General features: G+C 43.8%; 22 protein-coding genes. 7 read left to right on the top strand and 15 right to left on the bottom strand.

The window, feature by feature from the left end; all coding sequences use genetic code 11:
• Position 1: 1 nt before the first annotated feature.
• The 5 genes from B151_RS0103530 to B151_RS0103510 are packed head-to-tail and all read right to left on the bottom strand — an operon-like array spanning position 2 to position 1,297.
• Positions 2 to 226 carry a hypothetical protein gene (locus tag B151_RS0103530; protein ID WP_020402221.1) on the bottom strand — a complete coding sequence of 75 codons (225 nt, stop codon included), beginning with the start codon at positions 224 to 226 and terminating at the stop codon, positions 2 to 4.
• Positions 223 to 504 carry a hypothetical protein gene (locus B151_RS0103525; RefSeq protein WP_020402220.1) on the bottom strand — a complete coding sequence of 94 codons (282 nt, stop codon included), beginning with the start codon at positions 502 to 504 and terminating at the stop codon, positions 223 to 225. Before B151_RS0103525 ends, B151_RS0103530 begins: the two co-directional genes overlap by 4 nt.
• Positions 505 to 508: 4 nt before the next feature.
• Positions 509 to 706: a hypothetical protein gene (locus B151_RS0103520; protein WP_157470660.1), complete on the bottom strand. Its 198-nt coding sequence runs from the start codon at positions 704 to 706 to the stop codon at positions 509 to 511.
• A 15-nt stretch (positions 707 to 721) separates the two neighbouring features.
• Positions 722 to 973 (bottom strand): helix-turn-helix domain-containing protein, encoded by a 252-nt coding sequence (locus B151_RS0103515; RefSeq protein ID WP_020402218.1) that lies wholly within the window; start codon positions 971 to 973, stop codon positions 722 to 724.
• Between the two features lie 54 nt (positions 974 to 1,027).
• Entirely contained in the window at positions 1,028 to 1,297 is a 270-nt protein-coding gene (locus B151_RS0103510; RefSeq protein WP_020402217.1) for a hypothetical protein, read from the bottom strand.
• 64 nt (positions 1,298 to 1,361) lie between these two features.
• Between B151_RS0103510 and B151_RS0103505 the strand changes: the two genes are divergently transcribed.
• Both B151_RS0103505 and B151_RS0103500 read left to right on the top strand, forming a co-directional pair.
• Positions 1,362 to 1,802: a hypothetical protein gene (locus B151_RS0103505; protein ID WP_020402216.1), complete on the top strand. Its 441-nt coding sequence runs from the start codon at positions 1,362 to 1,364 to the stop codon at positions 1,800 to 1,802.
• A 180-nt stretch (positions 1,803 to 1,982) separates the two neighbouring features.
• The gene (locus tag B151_RS0103500; protein ID WP_020402215.1) at positions 1,983 to 2,465 is read left to right on the top strand and encodes a PEGA domain-containing protein; all 483 of its coding nucleotides are present in this window, start codon (positions 1,983 to 1,985) and stop codon (positions 2,463 to 2,465) included.
• Positions 2,466 to 2,958: 493 nt separating this feature from the next.
• On the opposite strand, the gene mutL is transcribed toward B151_RS0103500, so the two are convergent.
• Together mutL and B151_RS0103480 are read right to left on the bottom strand one after the other, a co-directional pair.
• Positions 2,959 to 4,815, bottom strand: a complete 1,857-nt coding sequence (mutL, locus tag B151_RS0103485; protein ID WP_020402213.1) for a DNA mismatch repair endonuclease MutL — start codon at positions 4,813 to 4,815, stop codon at positions 2,959 to 2,961.
• A gap of 13 nt (positions 4,816 to 4,828) precedes the next feature.
• Positions 4,829 to 5,035, bottom strand: coding sequence for a hypothetical protein (locus B151_RS0103480; RefSeq protein WP_020402212.1), 207 nt, complete (start codon positions 5,033 to 5,035; stop codon positions 4,829 to 4,831).
• Between the two features lie 278 nt (positions 5,036 to 5,313).
• On the opposite strand from B151_RS0103480, the gene B151_RS0103475 reads away from it, so the two are divergent.
• Both B151_RS0103475 and queG read left to right on the top strand, forming a co-directional pair.
• Positions 5,314 to 7,542, top strand: coding sequence for an NADP-dependent isocitrate dehydrogenase (locus tag B151_RS0103475; RefSeq protein ID WP_020402211.1), 2,229 nt, complete (start codon positions 5,314 to 5,316; stop codon positions 7,540 to 7,542).
• Positions 7,543 to 7,671: 129 nt separating this feature from the next.
• Positions 7,672 to 8,634: a tRNA epoxyqueuosine(34) reductase QueG gene (gene queG, locus B151_RS0103470; RefSeq protein WP_020402210.1), complete on the top strand. Its 963-nt coding sequence runs from the start codon at positions 7,672 to 7,674 to the stop codon at positions 8,632 to 8,634.
• A 302-nt stretch (positions 8,635 to 8,936) separates the two neighbouring features.
• Here the strand turns inward: queG and B151_RS0103465 are convergent, their stop codons facing one another.
• Positions 8,937 to 9,734: a hypothetical protein gene (locus B151_RS0103465; protein ID WP_020402209.1), complete on the bottom strand. Its 798-nt coding sequence runs from the start codon at positions 9,732 to 9,734 to the stop codon at positions 8,937 to 8,939.
• Between the two features lie 84 nt (positions 9,735 to 9,818).
• Positions 9,819 to 10,451 (bottom strand): RNA polymerase sigma factor, encoded by a 633-nt coding sequence (locus tag B151_RS0103460; protein ID WP_020402208.1) that lies wholly within the window; start codon positions 10,449 to 10,451, stop codon positions 9,819 to 9,821.
• A gap of 187 nt (positions 10,452 to 10,638) precedes the next feature.
• Between B151_RS0103460 and B151_RS19340 the strand changes: the two genes are divergently transcribed.
• On the top strand, positions 10,639 to 11,160 hold the full coding sequence (locus tag B151_RS19340) for an outer membrane beta-barrel protein (RefSeq protein WP_020402207.1): 522 nt from the start codon (positions 10,639 to 10,641) through the stop codon (positions 11,158 to 11,160).
• A 244-nt stretch (positions 11,161 to 11,404) separates the two neighbouring features.
• On the opposite strand, the gene B151_RS0103450 is transcribed toward B151_RS19340, so the two are convergent.
• Genes B151_RS0103450 through B151_RS17860 form a run of 6 tightly spaced genes read right to left on the bottom strand, consistent with a single transcriptional unit; the run spans position 11,405 to position 16,666 of the window.
• A complete protein-coding gene (locus B151_RS0103450) occupies positions 11,405 to 12,331 on the bottom strand; it encodes a Ppx/GppA phosphatase family protein (RefSeq protein ID WP_020402206.1) in 927 nt (308 codons plus the stop codon).
• Complete coding sequence (prmA, locus tag B151_RS0103445; RefSeq protein WP_020402205.1) at positions 12,328 to 13,164, bottom strand: 50S ribosomal protein L11 methyltransferase; 837 nt, start codon at positions 13,162 to 13,164, stop codon at positions 12,328 to 12,330. The genes B151_RS0103450 and prmA overlap by 4 nt, the downstream gene beginning before the upstream one ends.
• Positions 13,164 to 14,129, bottom strand: coding sequence for a M28 family peptidase (locus tag B151_RS0103440; protein ID WP_020402204.1), 966 nt, complete (start codon positions 14,127 to 14,129; stop codon positions 13,164 to 13,166). Before B151_RS0103440 ends, prmA begins: the two co-directional genes overlap by 1 nt.
• Positions 14,122 to 14,886 (bottom strand): SDR family NAD(P)-dependent oxidoreductase, encoded by a 765-nt coding sequence (locus tag B151_RS0103435; RefSeq protein WP_020402203.1) that lies wholly within the window; start codon positions 14,884 to 14,886, stop codon positions 14,122 to 14,124. The genes B151_RS0103440 and B151_RS0103435 overlap by 8 nt, the downstream gene beginning before the upstream one ends.
• A 16-nt stretch (positions 14,887 to 14,902) precedes the next feature.
• Entirely contained in the window at positions 14,903 to 16,429 is a 1,527-nt protein-coding gene (locus B151_RS0103430) for an amidase family protein (RefSeq protein WP_020402202.1), read from the bottom strand.
• A gap of 18 nt (positions 16,430 to 16,447) precedes the next feature.
• Complete coding sequence (locus B151_RS17860) at positions 16,448 to 16,666, bottom strand: Sec-independent protein translocase subunit TatA/TatB (RefSeq protein WP_020402201.1); 219 nt, start codon at positions 16,664 to 16,666, stop codon at positions 16,448 to 16,450.
• A 152-nt stretch (positions 16,667 to 16,818) separates the two neighbouring features.
• On the opposite strand from B151_RS17860, the gene B151_RS0103420 reads away from it, so the two are divergent.
• Both B151_RS0103420 and B151_RS0103415 read left to right on the top strand, forming a co-directional pair.
• Positions 16,819 to 17,073 (top strand): DUF2795 domain-containing protein, encoded by a 255-nt coding sequence (locus tag B151_RS0103420; protein ID WP_020402200.1) that lies wholly within the window; start codon positions 16,819 to 16,821, stop codon positions 17,071 to 17,073.
• A gap of 65 nt (positions 17,074 to 17,138) precedes the next feature.
• On the top strand, positions 17,139 to 19,547 hold the full coding sequence (locus B151_RS0103415) for a BamA/TamA family outer membrane protein (RefSeq protein ID WP_157470659.1): 2,409 nt from the start codon (positions 17,139 to 17,141) through the stop codon (positions 19,545 to 19,547).
• The last annotated feature ends 11 nt before the right edge of the window (positions 19,548 to 19,558 follow it).

The raw sequence follows: 19,558 nt of genomic DNA, 5'->3' as shown, positions 1-19,558 counted from the left end.
TTCACACCTCCAGTTCTTTTCCGCACTCCGCACAAACTTTCACCGGCAGATCGGCCAACATGGGTTCACCGGTTTTGTTTTTTGGATGAACCTGGCTTAACCGACCTACCTTTAGTTTCACTTCGAAAAGTTGTGATCCACACTTGCAGGCTACAATCTCTAAGTCCTCCAAGGTTACATTTACGCTTTTGGAGCTTCCGTTTTGGTGAAGGTTCATTCCGTTCATAGTGCTTGTTTTTGTATGGTTAACTTTTGGTAGTGTCTTTTGAACTGGCTCTCTACATGCTTGGTGAAGGAATACACATTGATTAGCATATCACGGCCACCGGCTGATTTGCGCTCTTCCTGCCGGGTCTGTACCCAGCCTTTGAATTTCAGGGCGGCCATACAGTCAAGAAAGGTGTAGATATCTACCTCCACTTCGGGCAACTCGATCTCGAAGCGGGTAATGCTGCCATTCTTGGCGATATAGGCTAATATTTTGTTTTCTGCCCTGGTAGCCATCCGATTACCCGATTAATCCCATTCCTTTAAATGCGAAGTAGAACAGTGCGATCCAGAAAGCAGCGATCAGGGCAAGACATCCAACATGCGGCCAATTCACCGTTGCACCTTGTACCTCTTTTCCGGATGAAATGGGCGAACCATTTAACCTGTAATTCTCAGGCCGGTTGTCGATTACTTTGTTCTTTGTCTTATTCATCATGAGAAGGTTTGGCTACTAATATTCTTCAAGGAAAGAAGCATGGATCAGATACCGGCCCCTTTTGTCCTTTTTCACTTTTTTCCATATACCCATTGAGCAGTAGCTTGACGCCGTTTTAGGCTTTATCCCTACTATTTTTGCCGCTTCCTTGGTGGTGTACCATTCTTTATCAGGAACTACAAATTGTACCATGTCAATTATTTCATCACACTGCTTTTTTATGAGCTTAAGACGAACAATTAATTCCTGTGGATCTGGATTTTTCATTTATTCCCTAAATAATTTGTAAGGTTTTGTGTTTTTATCGCTCTTACTGTTGCATTAACTCACTAAAAAATTGGTTTCAGATTTGAAGTATTCGGGGTCCAAATCTTTGGCTTTCTCAATGAGAAATCGGATCTCCTTAGATATCCACTCGGTTTTCTCAAATCCCTGTGCTACCCGAATTACCGCCGTGTGGGTTACTCCGCGTTTTTGGGTATCGGGGTTCACCAGGTTTCGGGCAAACTCAGAAATGGATCCCGGATACTGCCTATACTTTTTATTGATTTTAATGGCCGCTTTTAATTGTGCATGCGTGGTTTCAGGCATTTTTTTTGTATAATCACTTTTAGTTGTAAGTAACAGGTGAAAGTATAATTACATATTTGCAATTTTGTCAAGAAAAGAATTACATAAAAACAATATTGGGTACCGAATTCTCGATCTATGTTCTGAATTTTCAACGGATAAGGAATTTTTAAATAAATGCAATATTTCTAATCCAGCCTTCATTACGAACATTAGGAAGGGGTCTAATCAAAACCCAGGCGCTAAGTTTTTAGAACAAATTGTGCGCGGAACTGGCTGCTCAGGAACCTGGCTTTTGACAGGTGAAGGCGAGAAATATGAAATCCGGGAAAATGCAGCTTCGGTCGTTTCAGGTGAGAATAGCTTTAGCCTGATTACTCAGGCTTTTGAGCTATTGGATCGAATAGAACGGAAAGTAACCGGTTCATCAACAGATCCGCTACCTGCGGATGTTGAACTTGTATTATCTCGATTATTGAACACAAGTCTTGAACGTCGGCATAAAGATCAGAATTCGGGGGAATAGGGTTTTCATTCATTTATAACTCCTTAATTGTAACATTTTGCGGTTAGGTTACTCTTGTTAAGGAGAAAGCGGTTGGCAGGGGTGTTAACGCGCTTTTCTTAAAACTTCTTAGTTAGCTCTTGGTTGGACATTTCGGGCAATGATCAAATAAAACAAACAACCAAATAAACATATATAAATATGAAAAATGGCTTAAGAACTATCACAACTGCATTGTTAGTGCTTTTCGTATTAACGGGTTGCGGTACAATATTTAAAGGCAGCAGTGCCGATGTTAAAGTTAACTCAACCCCAGCAGGTGCATCTGTTTGGATTGACGGCATAAATAAAGGCACAACTCCACAAACCTTATCGTTAAAAAGAGATAAAAATTACGTTCTCGAATTCAGAAAAGACGGCTACGAAAATGTGAGAATAGCAGTTAATAAAAAGTTCGACATAGGGACTTCCGTTGTAGGAAATATTTTTTCCTGGGGTATAGTCGGAATTTTAGTCGACCTGGGAACAGGCGCTGCATACAGCCTCGAACCTTACGACTTACAAGCGAACTTAGCAGAACTCGAAGCAGCCGGTTTCATACCCAAATCTGAGAAAGTAAAAGAAGGTGAGGTCCATGTTTTCATGATCACCAAAGAAGAATGGGCTAAAATTTCCTCGAAATAACTTACATTTGTAATCGAAAATAAATGTTGAACGCGATCCAAAAAGATGACATTGTCATCTTTTTGGATCCGTTTAAGGGGTACAAAATGGGGGACAAAAAAGTGACCTAAACACCTTTTAAACACATTAGAAGGTATAAAATTCTTCATAAATTCAACTCAAAATCGCGTTCCTTCGGGAGTGAGGGTTCGAGTCCCTCCTTTGGTACTAAAAGCTTTGTAAGTCATTGATTTGCAAGGCTTTTTTTATTTTGTGGGTAAAACAGTATCCCGCTGAACCAGGATTTATAGTATGTTCAGGATGGCCGAGATTAAACTAAAATCCCATGAATCCTCAAATCCTGACCAATCCCGGTTCAAACACTATCAGGCTGAACCAGGATTCAACCTCCCCGTGCTCTATCTGACCGATTGCCGTTCTGATGGATGGTTAAGGGCTTTGCTACTCGAAACCAACCAATCGGTCAGACGGGCTACCCGTCAGACCGAGAGACTTATCTAAACCTCGCCTGAATTTCATCCAAAGGAATGTAGCTGATAGTTGGTTTTTTTAGCGGATCGAGATAAGGTTGCTCGCAAGCAAAAAGCTGATCTACTAACGCTTCCATCTCTTGTTCAGTCAGCTTCTTTCCGCGGGGAATAGCCGCTTTACCGGCAAAAGCAATGGCCAGTTTCTCGCGGGCTTCCAGTTTTATCTTCTGTCCCAGTTCCTGGTATTGATGGAGCATCGACACCAGCACTTCTTCTTCATTTCCGATCTCAATATCGGCCGGAACTCCGTTGATCATGGCCGTATTGCCGCTGAGTAACTGAACCGAGAATCCCATGCGCTGTATGATGGAATGCAGTTCCTTCAAAAGGGTATAATCAGAAGCAGAAAGCTCTAAGGTTTGTGCGAAAAGCAGCTGTTGCGTACTGGGCAATGCTTCTTCGGTCGCATTCATGGCTTTTTCAAAAATGATTCGCTTATGAGCCAAATGCTGATCTATAACCGTAAGGCCGGTGCGGGTTTGCGTGAGGATGTAACTGTTGTGCAATTGCCAAAAGCCTTTGTCCTGGCTAACGTTTTCACGTGGTTTATCCTGAGACTGAAACGTGTGGGTTTCAGCAGGCTCTTTATTTGAAGAACCATGCGCTCCCCTTCCGTATAGTTGTTCAGAAAATGCCCCGCCCCGTCCTCTTACGTTGTCTGGACGATTATTTATGCGGGATGGAATTTGAAATCCTTGTCCGCTTTGGTTGGTCTTGGATGTATTAAAGCTGAATCCGGAGCCAAAACCCTTTGTTGAGCGATCGTCATCACTGAGAAATACATCATCATTGGGCGCTACATCTGGAACTTGAAAATGCTTATTCAAGGCTCTGTTTACCACCGACCTCGCCAACTGTATCACACTTCGCTCGTCCTCGAATTTCACCTCCATTTTAGTGGGATGCACATTCACATCAACTTTAGAGGGATCGATATTGAAGAACAGTGCGTAGAATGGATATTCATTATTGCGGGTCCACGCATCATACAAACTCAGGATCACATGCGTCAAATACCGATGTTGAAAAGGCCTTCCATTCACAAACAAAAATTGCTCACCCCTGCTTTTCTTGGCCAGTTTGGGATCCGAAGCAAAGCCATGGATTTTCACATAACTTGTTTCTTCACGGAATTCAATCAAGCTGGCTTTGTAGGAACTTCCAAAAATCTGGGTAACCCGTTCTTTCAAATTCTGAATAGGCAGATCATAGATCACATCGCCATCGGCTTCTACGTAAAAGGCCACATCAGTGCTGGCAAGTGCAGCATACTGAATGGTTCGCAAAATATGGCGCAATTCGGTGACATCTGTTTTCAAAAACTGACGCCGTGCCGGTACATTAAAAAACAGGTTTCGAATAGCAATTGTGGTTCCATCCTCGGTAGCGGCTGGCTTAATATCACGTTCCTGACCCCCAAAAACTTCAAATTCCCAGCCATTGTCATCTTCCGGCCGTTTGGTCTTCACGGTCACCTGCGAAACAGACGCAATCGAAGCCATAGCTTCTCCGCGAAAACCCAGTGTTCTGATCCTGAAAAGGTCGTCAACGGAATTGATCTTGGACGTTGCATGCCGTTGAAAGCATAACGGAAGATCTTCTTTACTCATCCCACAACCATTATCAGATACCTGAATAAGGGTCTTTCCTGCATTTTGAATAAGGATCTTAACCTGATCGGCTCCGGCATCAATGGCATTATCGAGAAGCTCTTTGACCACAGAGGCCGGGCGTTGAACCACCTCTCCTGCGGCTATTTTATTACTGATCTCAGGAGGTAGTTGATGAATAATAGAATCGCTGATATGCGTATCGCTCAATGCGCTTAATCTTTTAAAGTGAAATTAGATAGATAATAATACTAAGAAGCACCGCATAGAATACCACGCGGGTAAACTGCTTGGGCCTGCGGCGGGTATGGGTTTCAAATTTGATCCGTTTTCTGCGTTTTTCCCTTTCATCCTTTTCAGGATTATAATAGCGAAACGGATAATCGAATTTTTTTGGTTTTGGCCGGAAGCCGAACATCGGTCGGATCATAGCATCACCTTATTTTTATGGGCTTTAAATAGCTAACGTGTAAAGCCAGCCGTTCTTATCCTAATATAGGCATTAGAATAGAAGAATGTCGAAAATCCAGTTAAGAATACAGAAGTAAAAGTAGTTCAAACTTGAAAGTTCGATATTCCTTGTTCGATGTTCTTTAACCGATGTTCTTTTGCTTGTAAAATTTGTAAACTCCCGCCCCTGAATTTTTCTTAATTTTATTTGTTTAAGATCTTCAATACAAAAGACTAACTGTAAATTATTTATCTAAAATGAGCACTGACAAAGCCAAGATTTTTTACACCATAACTGACGAAGCTCCTTACCTGGCAACCCATTCATTCCTGCCTATTGTTGAAGCATTCACAAAAGCTGCCGGAGTGAATGTGGAAACCAAGGATATCTCTCTGGCAGGAAGGATCTTAGCAAATTTCCCGGATTATCTTAAAGAAGATCAAAAAGTATCAGATGCTCTTACTGAACTCGGTGAGCTGGCCAAAAAGCCCGAAGCGAACATCATTAAGCTCCCGAATATCAGCGCTTCCGTTCCACAGTTAGTTGCAGCGATCAAGGAATTGCAAGAAAAAGGATATGCTATCCCCGATTACCCTGAAGAGCCTCAGAATGAAGAAGAACAGAAAATACATGACCGATATAATGTGGTTAAGGGAAGTGCGGTTAATCCGGTACTGCGTGAAGGAAACTCAGACCGTCGTGCTCCAAAACCGGTAAAAGAATATGCCAAAAAGAATCCACATTCCATGGGTGAATGGAGTGCGGATTCCAAATCACATGTTGCAACCATGGACAGCAACGATTTCGCTCATTCCGAAAAATCCGTAACGCTGGACCATGCTGACGATGTACGCATCGAGTTTGTGGATGACAAAGGCCATGTTCAGGTTCTCAAAGAAAGCACCAAACTGGAAAATGGCGAGGTCATTGATGCAGGTGCCATGAACAAGAGTGCATTGATCAAATTCCTCAACCAACAAGTGAAAGATGCCAAAGAGAAAGGCGTCCTCTTTTCCCTGCACATGAAAGCTACCATGATGAAGGTTTCTGATCCGATCATTTTTGGTCATGCCGTACGTGTATTCTTTAAAGATGTATTTGACAAACATGGAGATACACTTCGTGAATTAGGCGTAGATCCGAACAATGGATTTGGTGATCTTGAAGCTAAGATCAAGGAGTTACCTCAAGAAAAACAAAAAGAGATCGAGGCTGACATTCAGAAATGCTACGAAAATGGCCCTGATCTTGCCATGGTGAATTCTCACAAAGGAATCACCAATCTGCATGTACCCAGTGATGTAATCATCGATGCTTCCATGCCGGCTATGATCCGAACTTCCGGCCAAATGTGGAACAAAAATGATGAGACTCAGGATACCAAAGCAGTGATCCCCGAAAGTTCTTATGCCGGTATTTACCAGGAAGTAATCGACTTCTGTAAAGAGAACGGCGCTTTTGATCCAACTACCATGGGATCTGTACCTAACGTTGGCTTGATGGCCAAAAAAGCGGAAGAATACGGCTCACACGACAAAACCTTTGAGATTCCCGGAAATGGAAAAGTTCGTGTTGTTAACAAGTCAGGCGATACCGTTTTAGAACATGATGTAGAAGAAGGCGACATATGGAGAATGTGCCAAACCAAAGATGCTCCCATCAAAGACTGGGTTGGTTTGGCTGTTCGTCGTGCCCGGGAAACCGGCGATCCTGCTATTTTCTGGCTGGATGAAAACCGCGCTCATGATGCCGAACTCATCAAAAAAGTAAATGCCTATCTTCCTGATTTTGACACCAGCGGGCTGGATATTCAGATCATGAGCCCGGAGAAAGCCATGCGTTACACGCTGGAACGAACCAAAGCCGGTAAAGATACGATCTCTGTAACCGGGAATGTATTGCGTGATTACCTCACCGATCTCTTCCCTATCCTGGAGCTTGGGACCAGCGCGAAGATGCTTTCCATTGTTCCGCTTATGAACGGGGGCGGTTTGTTTGAAACCGGTGCCGGCGGATCTGCACCAAAACATATCCAGCAGTTTTTAGATGAAGGCCACCTTCGCTGGGATTCTCTCGGAGAGTTTCTTGCCCTGGCCGTTTCACTGGAGCACCTGGGTAAAACATTTGATAACGAACGGGCATTGGTACTTTCAGAAACCCTGGATGTGGCCAATACTCAATATCTTCAAAACGATAAATCTCCATCCCGAAAGGTGAATGAACACGATAATCGCGGCAGCCATTTTTATTTGGCGATGTATTGGGCCCGTGCATTAGCGGAGCAATCCAAAGATATGGAGCTGGCTGAACGGTTTAAGTCAATCGCCGAGAAACTGGAAGCCAACGAAGACAAGATCAATGAAGAGTTGATCGGAGCTCAGGGGCATTCCGAAAACATCGAAGGGTACTATTGGCCTAATCGAGATCTCGTTTTTGACCGTATGCGGCCAAGTAAAACCTTGAACGAGATTATCGAATCTGTTTAAGCATTTAATTACATTCAAAATCCAAAGCCCGGATCTTTAGGTTCGGGCTTTTTTATTGATCTCAATCAACCAAAGGTTTGAGATCAATATTCCCCTTACGTCCTTCTCAAATAATTCCTAAACTTGGGCATGCTTCAGCAACAAAAGATCACCGAAAAAATCAGAGCCCATGCCCTGCAATTAGGGTTTGATGCTTGTGGCTTTGCTAAAGCTGAGTACCTTCCCAAGGAAGCGCGAAGACTTGAAGAATGGCTTCTTCAAAACCGGAATGGCACCATGGGCTGGATGGAAAATCACTTTGACAAGCGCGTGGATCCGACTAAACTTGTGCCGGGTTCAAAAACCGTGGTTTCTGTACTGGCCAGCTATCATCATCCCAAACACCTTGCACAAATTGGGGTTTCCGACCGGCCTTTGATATCCAAATATGCGCAGGGACGTGATTATCACAAAGTGCTCAAAAAGAAGTTGAAGCATCTTTTTGGCTTCACAAAGGAATTGCTCGGTGGACTTGAGGGACGAATATTCACTGATTCTGCTCCTGTTTTGGATAAAGTATGGGCACAGCGAGCCGGACTCGGCTGGATCGGTAAAAATTCAAACCTGCTCAATCAGGATATCGGATCTTTCTTTTTTATCGGGGAGATGATCATTGATGCGGCCTTAAGCTACGATGCTCCTGTTACGGACCATTGCGGCACCTGTACCCGCTGCATTGACGCCTGCCCTACCGATGCCATTTACGAACCCTATCGTGTAGATGCCACCAAATGCATCTCCTACCTCACCATCGAACTGAAAGAGAAAATGGCAGAGGAGCTGCAGCCCAAAGTTAAAAACTGGATCTATGGTTGTGATATCTGTCAGGATGTTTGTCCCTGGAATAGCAAAGCCGTTTTAGCACAATTTGAAGACCTGCATCCCCGCAGCTACGTCACCGATCATGATATAGACTATTGGCAGAATCTGACTGAAAACCAGTACAACAAAATCTTTGAAGGAAGCGCCATTCGAAGAGCCAAATACGACAAATTCATATCGAATGTTGAAGTCGCTTCGCAAAACATTCAAAATGTAAACGCCGACGAATAACAATCTATCAGCGTGTATGGTGCTTATTTCTTTTAAAGGAAGAAAACCTCCAAGAATTTAGAATCCCTGAAGGTTTGATAGTTAAATCAATTTTATCTGGAAAATTAGTACCAAATTTTTGGGAAAATAACTTTTCAATCAGGTTGATAATCTAACCTAAGTTCTCAAGTTGATGCCTCAGAAGTTGTCATCGAATTACCCAACATCTACAAGGATGACAACTTTCTCTATCATATATCGAACTCACATTAATCTAAGACTTTACTCCTGAACCGGAATTCAATTTGATCTCAACATACCGGTTAGTAACCTACTGAGGAACAACTTACATCCTGATAACTGCTGTCCCAACAAAGTTTGGGATCCGTTCCGGTTTGGTAATAGCCTGTTCCGGTTTCCGTATCCCAAAATACAGTGATATCATTGGTTTCATCAGGGTCAGAGAATTGAACGGTATAGTGGTTTCCATCTTGTTCATAGGACCAAACCGTTTCGGTACCGTTGTCCTCTAAGTACGTAGTCTGAGATTGAAAAGAGTTTTCTCCCATTGATGACCATTCCGTTACAAAGACCGGCTCCTCTTCATTGGTATCAGTATTAAGATCATTGAAGGTCCAGCTGCCTGATTTTCCATCTTTGGCGATGCTTCCTTCAACCACCCGGTAATTATCAAACGCATTACCTTGTCCGTCATCTGCCGACCACAACATTTCCCAGTTAATGGTATTAGCGGATTCTTCAGCGATCAGAGTAATAGAAACCGTGATGTCCTCATATGAATAATCATAGTTCCAGATCCATTTTCCATCTTCAAAAGAAGCCGTTTCAGAATCAGCCATCCCAAAAAAGCCGGTGTAACTTTGAGTGATCATAGATAAACTGCCAATACCTATTCCCAAATAATAAGCCTCCGCATAATTAGAGTCGTTATTCTGAGGGGTATTATTTTCGAAATAGGAAAGATCCGCTGCTACATTTTTAAATTCAGGCAATTCCGGTGGATCTTCATTTACCGATACCGGGTCATCTCCGCAGGAGGCTGCAGTTAATGACAACATAACTGCAATCGCAAAAATTTTTATGTTAAATGTATTTTTCATCGCATGATGGGTTTAAGTGAGTGGTGTAGTTTGGTATTCATTCACTTATCTATGCGAAAAAAGAATCAAAAAGCGGTCACTTTTTTAAAATTTATCTTTTTTATCCTTTAAGGCTTTATAAAGCATTTCCCTTGCACGGAATATATGAGCTTTCACTGTACCCAATGGAAGATCCAGTATCTCGGCGATCTCCTGATAAGATTTCTCCTCCATATGACGCATCTCTATGACCGCCTTATATTTTTCAGGGAGATCTTCTATGGCTTGCTGAACGATCTGTTTGCGCTGCTTTTTTATGACCGGCTGATCGGTGAGGTAGGTCTCATCCGGCAGCTGTATCTCCATCTCACCGTCCTTTGTCTTGTATGGTTCATTGATGGATAACGTTTTCAGCTTTTTCTTGCGGAGATAATCAATAGTGTGATTGGTAGCAATTCGGTATAACCAGGTGGAAAAAGCGTAATCGTTGCTATAGGTCGACAGATTATGGAAGGCTTTCATAAACACCTCCTGCACCAAGTCTTCTACCAATTCTACTTCTTTGATCATCTTTCTGATGTGGAAATAGAGTGGCTTCTGGTATTTATCAACTAACTTCTTATAAGACTCCTCTTTACCTGACAGGGCTTCAGCAACGTATTTGTCATCTTCCAAACTACTGGCAGATGCGTTGGGGCGTGGAGAATTATTTTTAATTTCGGATTTTTCTTCTGGCATATCGTCTGTAATTCAGCTCTTAAAATACAAAGCCTGAGGCAAATGAAAATGAATTTTTTGACCGTTTTTTAAAATGCATTTCGAATATATAAGTACATCATCGAATTTCAATTCGAAACCACTAACCTATCAACATTCTACTATGAATAAAATACTGAAGTTTTTAAGTGTAATAACAATAATACTTATGAGTTCGCAATTGTATGCTCAGGAATCCGGATTACCTGAAGAAGGGACCATCAAAGTTGGGGCCGGACTCGTTTTCGGTTCCGGAATAGGATTTGGCAACCTGGATAATGACATCGGGCTAAGAGCAGACGGCTACTATTCGATCACTCCTGAGATCAGAGCCGGAGCTGATTTTACTTTCTTTTTCCCTAAATCACAGACGTACACCGGATTCGGCGGTGAATATACCGACAAGGCTACGGTCTGGGAATTGAATCTCAACGGAAACTACTACCTGCTTGAAAATGAAGGCATTCGTGTTTATGGCCTGGCCGGAATTAATATCACCGGGTTTTCATACAAGACGGAATCAGGAGGACAATCGATGAGTAACTCTGATTCGGAACTGGGATTGAATCTTGGAGCCGGAGCTGAATATGGGCTGGATTTCGGGGACCTTTTTGGCGAGCTTAAGTACGGTGGCCTGGGTGGAGATGCCGATCAGTTTGGCATTGGTGTTGGCGTGAGATTTGATATCTAAGATTAGGATCAAATAAAAGTGTCAGCCGGTTTAAGCTGGCACTTTACTTCATATTTAACGTGAGTTCGATATAAAATTTACCGTTTTAATATGTTGAAGAGTCAATTCGTGGCGTATGCCTTTGCCGCCTGCCGGAAATCTAATGGTTCTCCAGGAATCAACATCAGATTTTATGGTTATATGTAGATTCCCGCCTTTGCGGGAATGACCACGTTCGCTACTTTTACATCTGTAAGTTCCATTCTTATCTCGAACTCACGTTATTTAAAATAGCACCATGCCGGATTCCGCCGGTAGAAACAATCATAGACTCGATACCAAAATGAGTCAAAAATCCTTCAAGAATCAGCAAACCCGCCAAAAAGATATCAGCCCTTCCCTTTAGATAAACAGGATACTGTTCGAGCATCTGATCTGCTGAGTGTTCCGAAAACCGGGTTATTGCCTCCTTCACATCTCGGATGGTTAATATATGTCCGGCTAACTTTACAGGATCATACACCTGTAAATCCAGCGACATCGCAGCCAGCGAAGTCACGGTACCTGCAACACCAACCGCATTAGCAGATTCACCCGTATCAAAGAGCCTCCTTGTGAAATAATCTGCCACTTCTTTACGACACTGTTCTATTTGATCTTTAGAAGGTGGATCTTTTTTCAAAAAACGTTCTGTGAACCGAACAGAGCCCATATCGAAAGAGTGGCCATCAGTCACTTCTCCTTTTCTAAGCTGAGCCACTTCCGTGCTTCCTCCTCCAATATCAAGAATGAGTGTTTCCTGATCAGAAAAGTCTCCTTTGATGACAGAGAGCGCACCAGCTGCTGTCCATTCCGCCTCTTCCTTGCCCGATAACAACCGAATCTGAAAACCGGTTTGTTTCCGGATCGCTTCCATAAAAACGGTTTTATTCCGGGCATCCCGGACGGCACTGGTTGCTGTCACAATAACTTCCCTGACCTCGGGAAATTTTTCATCCAAAATAGCACGGTATTCAAGTAAGGCATCTGCAACGCGTTTTGTGGCTGCTTCATTGATCATTCGATCTGCATCTACCCCTTTTCCCAATCGCGGAATTCTCTGTTCTTCAAATACAGGCTTCAGAACTCCATTTTTAATTTCAGCGACCAGTAAAAGGACCGTGTTGGTTCCGATGTCAATTGCTGCTTTCATCCTTCAAATAAAATGGATATCCATTCTTTAAGCTGCCGTGTGTTTACATGAGTGAGCTTCTTAACTGCAGGTTGCTTCAGCATGACCTCCTCATCTTCCTCTAACAAACCGGAAAGCAGTAATTTTCCACCCTCCTTCAGGTGCAGAGTCAGTTCCGGCAGTAACTCGATCAAAGCATTTCGATTGATGTTGGCCAAAATTACATCGTACTTTTTTGCATCCGGAATGACTTCGGTGGAACCAAGTTTTACCTCCAGGCCATCAACTTCATTCAGTAAGATATTTTCTTTGGCATTGGTCTCACTCCACTCATCCACATCAAAGCCAAAAGCAGAACCAGCCCCCAATTTGAGTGCAGCTATGGCAAGAATTCCCGTGCCTGTGCCGGCATCTAAAACTTCGTCGTTCTCCTTAATCACTTCAGGCAGCCATTCCAGCATCAGCCTGGTGGTGGCATGATATCCTGTTCCGAAAGCCATCTTTGGATCGATCATCAATTCGATCTTATCTCCAATATCTGCCCCTGAGGAAGACCATGTTGGATGCACAAAAAACTTCCCGATGGTCTGCGGCTGAATGGTTCGCTCCCATTCTTCATTCCAGTTTTTAGGGGTAATGACCTTCTCCGTAAGAATAGAAGATTCCCCTCCAAAAAACATCAGTTTTTGTTCGATCTCTTCCCGCTTGGAGTCATCAAACCTGTTGGTGGGTATGGTAGCAACCAACAGATCATCGAGCTGCTCAAAACCTTCGAAATCCATATCCACCAATTCAGCGATCAATAATTCATGAAAATCATCTTTGAGTGATATGCGCAGCTCTACATAATCCATTATAAACGGTTGTAAATAAGTTCAAGAAGAACATCACCTACCGCACCCATCGTCTCCCGGCTTATGATCTCCATATTATCGTTGTGTGTATGCCAGTATGCTCCAAATTCTGCACCGCCACCGGGTAAACGCCGGTGATTGATAATATTAATGATGGGTATTCGTGCCTGCTCATTTACGATCACATGGTCATCCGCTACCGCAGCACCTTCTTCATTCAAGAAGAGGTCGCCGTGTCCTTTTTCGGTAGCAATACTCCAAACTTCTTCCACCAGGTCTGGTGCATAACTTAGAGAATATTGTTCTTTAGGAAATTGAGCATTTTCTGAGCCTACCATATCCAATAATATTCCAAAACGTGGGCTGTATCCCGGTACGGGTGGATTCTGTGACCAATGCCTGGATCCCAAAAAATATTTCTGTAAGCTGCCTGAGCGACCGTAATCTTCTCCGTCAAAAAGTACTATATCGACTCCAATGGGCGGAGGAGTATCTTTAAAGATCCGGGCTAATTCTAATAATACAGCCACTCCACTTCCCCCGTCATCGGCTCCTAAGATTCCTTCATCTATGCGGGTGGTGTCTTCGTCGGCTCGGGGTCTGCTGTCCCAGTGAGCTGACAACATGATACGGTCAGGAGCAGTAGTGTTGAAAGCAGCGATCACGTTTCCAAGCTGCAGTGTTTCATCATAGCCTTCTGCTTCAAACCGTTGAATAAAAACAGCGTCGGAACCGGCAAAAGCCCTAAATTTACTCTCCAGATAAGAAAGCGCGGCCTGATGAGCTTCCGTATTAGGAACCCGCGGGCCAAAATCCACTTGTTGCTGTACAAATTGATAAGCCGAATCGGCATTAAAAGAGGGAACTTCCCTTCCTTTTTCGGTGAATTTGAGTCCGGGTTTATCTTCGGAAGAACATCCTGCTAAAACAAAAAGGAACACAAAAAACAGCAATATTTTATTCATCACGATGTACCATAGTTGCGGAAGATTGAGATACCGGGTAAATAATGGTATCCATGATATTGACATGATCCGGACGATTGGCGATGAACACAATGATCTCGGCTATATCCTGTGCGACCAAAGGTTTCATGCCTTTATACACCTTTGCGGCCTTTTCCTTATCTCCGTAAAAGCGGACTTCACTGAACTCAGTTTCCACCAACCCCGGAGATACCATACTTACCCTGACATTGGTACCGTGAAGGTCTTTTTTGGTTGATTCTGTGATTGCTTTAACCGCATGTTTGGTCGCCGAATAGACCACTCCTCCGGCATAAGATTCATGTCCGGCCGTAGAGCCTACATTGATAATATGTCCGGCATTTCGCTTTTTCATCAGGGGAGAGATCAACCGTGACAAATACAATAATCCTTTCACATTCGTATCTATCATGGTATCCCAGTCATCAAAAGAAGCATCAAAAACCGGATCGGTCCCTTTGGCCAGGCCGGCATTGTTAACTAAAATGTCCACACTTCCCTTGAGAGATTCCACGAAAGATTCACAGGCTTTGGAATCCTGAATGTCAAAAGCAGCCGTCTCAACCTCGACACCGTATTTATTCCGGATGGTTTCAGCGATTTCCTCAAGCCGGGCTTTTCGCCTTCCTGTAAGGATCACATTCACGCCTTCGGCTGCCAGCAGTTCAGCGGTTTTCATCCCGATTCCGGCAGTTGCTCCGGTTATTATGGCTGTTTTTCCTTTTAACCTGTTCATCCTTTAATAACTTTCCTTACGAAGTTTGCAATTCAACCAAGCGGGCCGCATTCAGGATCTTACTTTCCTGAAAGCTGTCTCCCAAAAACTGAATCCCATAGGGCAAGCCGTTACTGTGCGTTCCGGCCGGCACGCTGATCCCGCAAACACCGGCCAGGTTAGCGGTAATGGTGTACACATCATTCAGGTACATTTGAATGGGATCATCCAGTTTAGCTCCCAAGTCAAAAGCGGTAGTAGGCGCGGTTGGGGAAACAATGACATCTACTTTTTCGAAGGCTTGCTTGTAATCATCCTGAATAAGACGACGTACTTTTTGTGCTTTCCCATAATATGCATCATAATAACCGGCACTCAGTACATACGTTCCCAACATGATACGCCGCTTTACTTCCGAACCGAATCCCTCGGTTCTGGATTTTTTATACAGGCGAATCAATGCAGAATCCAATTTAGCTAGCTCTTGCTGGAGCTCAATTTTTTCTTCACCTTCAGCGATCTCAAATGCTTCCTTCAGCGCCTTTTCTTCCTGCTTGAGTTCATCCAGTACTTCTTCTTTATTCGCACGATGTCCGTACCTAATGCCATCGTAGCGAGCCAGGTTACTGGATGCCTCTGCCGTGGCTAATATATAGTAGGCCGCGATCCCATACTTGGTATGTGGCAGGTGAATTGGAACCAATTCGGCACCATCTGCCTTCAGTTCTTTCAAAAGCTCTTCGATGCCTTTTTTGATCTCGTCATCAAGTCCTTCTCCGAAAAATTCCTCGGGTACTCCGATCTTGATCTTTTTATCAGGATTCTGAACCGTTCCCACATAATCATCGACTTCGCGGTGTGATGAGGTATTATCCATTTCATCAAAACCGGCGATCACTTCTAAAATTCGAGCAGAATCTTCCACGGTATTCGATAGCGGGCCAATGCAATCAAAAGAAGAAGCAAATGCCACTAACCCATGACGTGATACGCGCCCATAAGTTGGTTTGAGTCCTACCACTCCACAATAAGAAGCAGGCTGACGAATAGATCCTCCGGTATCGGAACCGAGGGTCACCATACTCATACCGCCGGCCACGGCTGCAGCACTTCCACCGGAAGATCCCCCGGGTACTTTGTCAGTATTTCTTGGGTTTTTGGTTGGGCCAAACGCTGAATTTTCTGTAGAAGATCCCATGGCAAATTCATCCATGTTCACCCTGCCAATAAAGATGGCATCTTCATCCCGCAAGCGTTCGATCACGGTAGCATCATACACGCTTTCGAAGTTCTCCAGCATTTTTGACGCACAAGTTACCTTCTTTCCGCGCTCACAGATCAGGTCTTTGATGCCCATGACCACGCCGGCCAGCTTACCTGCGTTGCCTTCATCTATCTTTTTTTGGATGGCATCGGCACGGGATAAAGCTTCCTCAAAATGGGTGGATACAAAGGCGTTTATTTCACCGTCCTTAGCTTCAATTTCCTGGATATGATGTTCTACAATTTCTCGAAGTTTCGTTTCTCCTGATAAGACTTTTTCGCGAGTCTCTGCTATCGTCATGTAGTTCAATTTTCGGCTTTATTTGCTTTTAGAGGTGGTTTCGTCTTTATTGACCGCATCATTGATATTTCGGGAACTGTCTTCAATTTCCTTTTTAATATCATTAGATGCTTGTCGGAATTCTTTGATTCCCTGCCCTAAACCTCGGGCCAATTCCGGAATTCTTTTTGCTCCAAACAACACCAAAACCACAATGGCGATGATCAGAATTTCAGGGGCTCCTAAACTGCTAAACATAAAATAATCCTCATTGGATTTAGTTGATGTATTTGTGCGAAGATAACAATATTTTCGGCACGAATTTGGAACAAAAATTTTATTAAATCACTTGTGTTTTTCTAACACTTGTGTTTATTACACTCATTCATCTTTAAAAAAATTACAAAATTATGATTTGGACCGTTGAATTAGCCGCAGCCTTAGACGATGCCCCCTTCCCGGCAACCCGAGAGGAACTTATTGAGTGGGCCGAGCGAAATGGACTGCCCAACCAGGTAATTGTAAACCTCGAAGAATTAGAAGAGATCGAACAAGGCGAAGAGCCGGTGTACGAAGGCATTGAAGATATCTGGCCGGATTACATCCGTAAAGAAGACTTCTTCCATAACGAAGAAGACGAAGGGTTTGACTACGACGACGTTTAATCTCTAATAAAAAATTTATCAGGAGCACGGGTATCCATATTGGATAGCTGTATTCCTGTACGACCTTGTTTGCATCCACTCGCAGCCTTCTTAAGATAGTATCCATACTGTGTTTTTTTACATGGCTGGATGTGTTTTATCCGTCTCACATCGAAGCCCGGCAGGTTCAGGAAAATGGAAATACTGAAGATGTAGTACGCAGGGTTCGGTTTTCGGGAAATGATGCCGTCAAAAACCGCACGCTTTTAACATTAGTACGAACCCGTACCAACCGTGAATTTCTGGGTATCCCCCGCTTCACCCCGTGGTATTTCATCTGGAACCTTTCCAATGGACGCTTTGGAGAGGAACCGGCCTACCTGAACCGTCAAACCGTAGGTAACGACATAGAACGGCTTACCCTTTATTACGAGTCGCTGGGATATCTTGACGTATCCGTCGATACTACGATTGTGGAATATCAGCCCGATAAGATCGAGGTTTCATTCATCATTCAGGAAGGCGAACCCTACCAAATTAAGACCATCTCTTACAAAGGATTACCCGAATTCAAGGAACCTGAAAAAAGATCGAACTTCATGCGTTCAAGTATCCTGACCCGGGAGCGGATCAATGATACCACCTTTGTCATGAACCGGCAGTATAATTCCCAGGAGCTTAGTGATGAACAACAACGCATCATTACCTTCCTGAAGAACAATGGGTATGCATCTGTTCAAAGAGATTCCGTGGTTGCTTTGGTAAAAAGCGACCCTTCCCAGGCTTACAGCCTTGATGTGCAATACCGGATCGAACCGGGTGGCATTTATCGCTTTGGGGATGTCCGGGTTCGGCTAAGTGATACCAAGGAACCTATTGAATACACCCAGCATGATACCCTGTCCGGCCCGCCCTATACGGTAGATAGTTCCAATCAGATCGTGCTGGCCAAGGAACCGGGTACACAAACCAACTTTAGCCTGCTTTCCTCTCAGCTGCTTTTCAAACCGGGTTCCATATACAATCACTCGCTGTACCTCGAAACGGTGAACGAATTTCAGAATTTGGGGATGCTCTATATTCGTAGGTTCAGCCAAAATGAAACACAGAGTCAAACGGACTTTTCCAGGGAAGAGATCCCGGCCTATTTTGATCTGCAAACGCTTACCAAGCACAGTATTTCTACGGAATTATTTGGGATGAAGCGATACGGATATGGTACCGGTTTTGGTATCGACTACAACAATAATAATGTATTTGGCAATGCCGAAAACCTAACCATCGGGGCCAATGCCAGTTTTGAGTTTGTGAGTCCAACCGTATTGGAGGAGATCGATACCACGGCTACACAATCTTCCATATTCAGAAGCTATGAACTCCGGTCAGAATACTCAGTCCCAAGGCTGAATTTCCCGTTTGCCTTCCTCGATAACCGTCCCGGGTTTACCAGCGGTGTAACCCGCTATTTGTTGGCATACAGCCGATCAGATCAACTTTTATTCGACATCAACTCTGATATTGGGTTCAACATGCGGTACGAGGTAAATCACACTCAAAATTATTCCAGTTTCCTGGACCTCATTGAACTGGATGTAGTTGATACCAATCCATCCGATGCCTATATCAGAAATTTACGTAATGAATTCGGAACGGATACCCTCTCCGACGGAACCATCGTTGATGCATTCGAACTGCAGCGAATTCTCGAGGATTTTAATCCACAGGTATCTTCCATCATCCGGTACACTTTTCGAAGTCAAGACACCGACCTGATCAAACGAAATCGTGGTTACTTCAGTGAATTTTCAATTTCGGTTGGCGGTAATATCCCTTACCTGATCGATCGTTCGGTTATTACTCCGGATACCCTGGAAGGCAACCTTCCTTCCCTCTTTGGGCTCAGTGATAACAGTTTAAGCTACAGCCGGTTCATAAAAATCTCAGCTGATTATCGACGCTATATCCCTCTTTCTAATTCCACTATTCTCGCCTGGCGATTATTTGGAGGATTTGCACATCCATATGGAAATTCTACCTCCATCCCACTCAACCGGCGGTTCTTTGCCGGCGGAAGTAATGACATCAGGGGCTGGGCTCCATTTCAGCTGGGTCCGGGTGAGATCTCCACAGATAACGTGAATATCCCCGGAGGGGAAATTAAACTCGCTGCTTTCGGTGAATTGCGGCAAAGTTTTATTCAAGACTTCCTGGGAGCAAACTGGCAGGCAGCAGCATTTGTGGATGCCGGTAACATTTGGTATGGTCCCAGAAATGACTTCCGGGATCAGGAAAACCAGGATCGCTTAGAACAGGGACGTTTCCGGTTCGATACCTTTTACGACCAGATCGCGGTAAGTGGAGGTCCCGGCCTGCGCCTGGATTGGGATTATGTTGTAGTTCGGTTTGATTTTCCCTTTCGGCTGCACGACCTTCAAGCTGGTTGGTTCAACAATAAGCAACTATATTTCAGTTTTGGCATAGGCCACTCATTCTAACTTAAGGAAGC

The sequence above is a fragment of the Gracilimonas tropica DSM 19535 genome, assembly GCF_000375425.1.
Classification (GTDB): Bacteria; Bacteroidota; Rhodothermia; order Balneolales; family Balneolaceae; genus Gracilimonas; species Gracilimonas tropica.
This window is presented reverse-complemented; position numbering and strand designations above follow the sequence as displayed.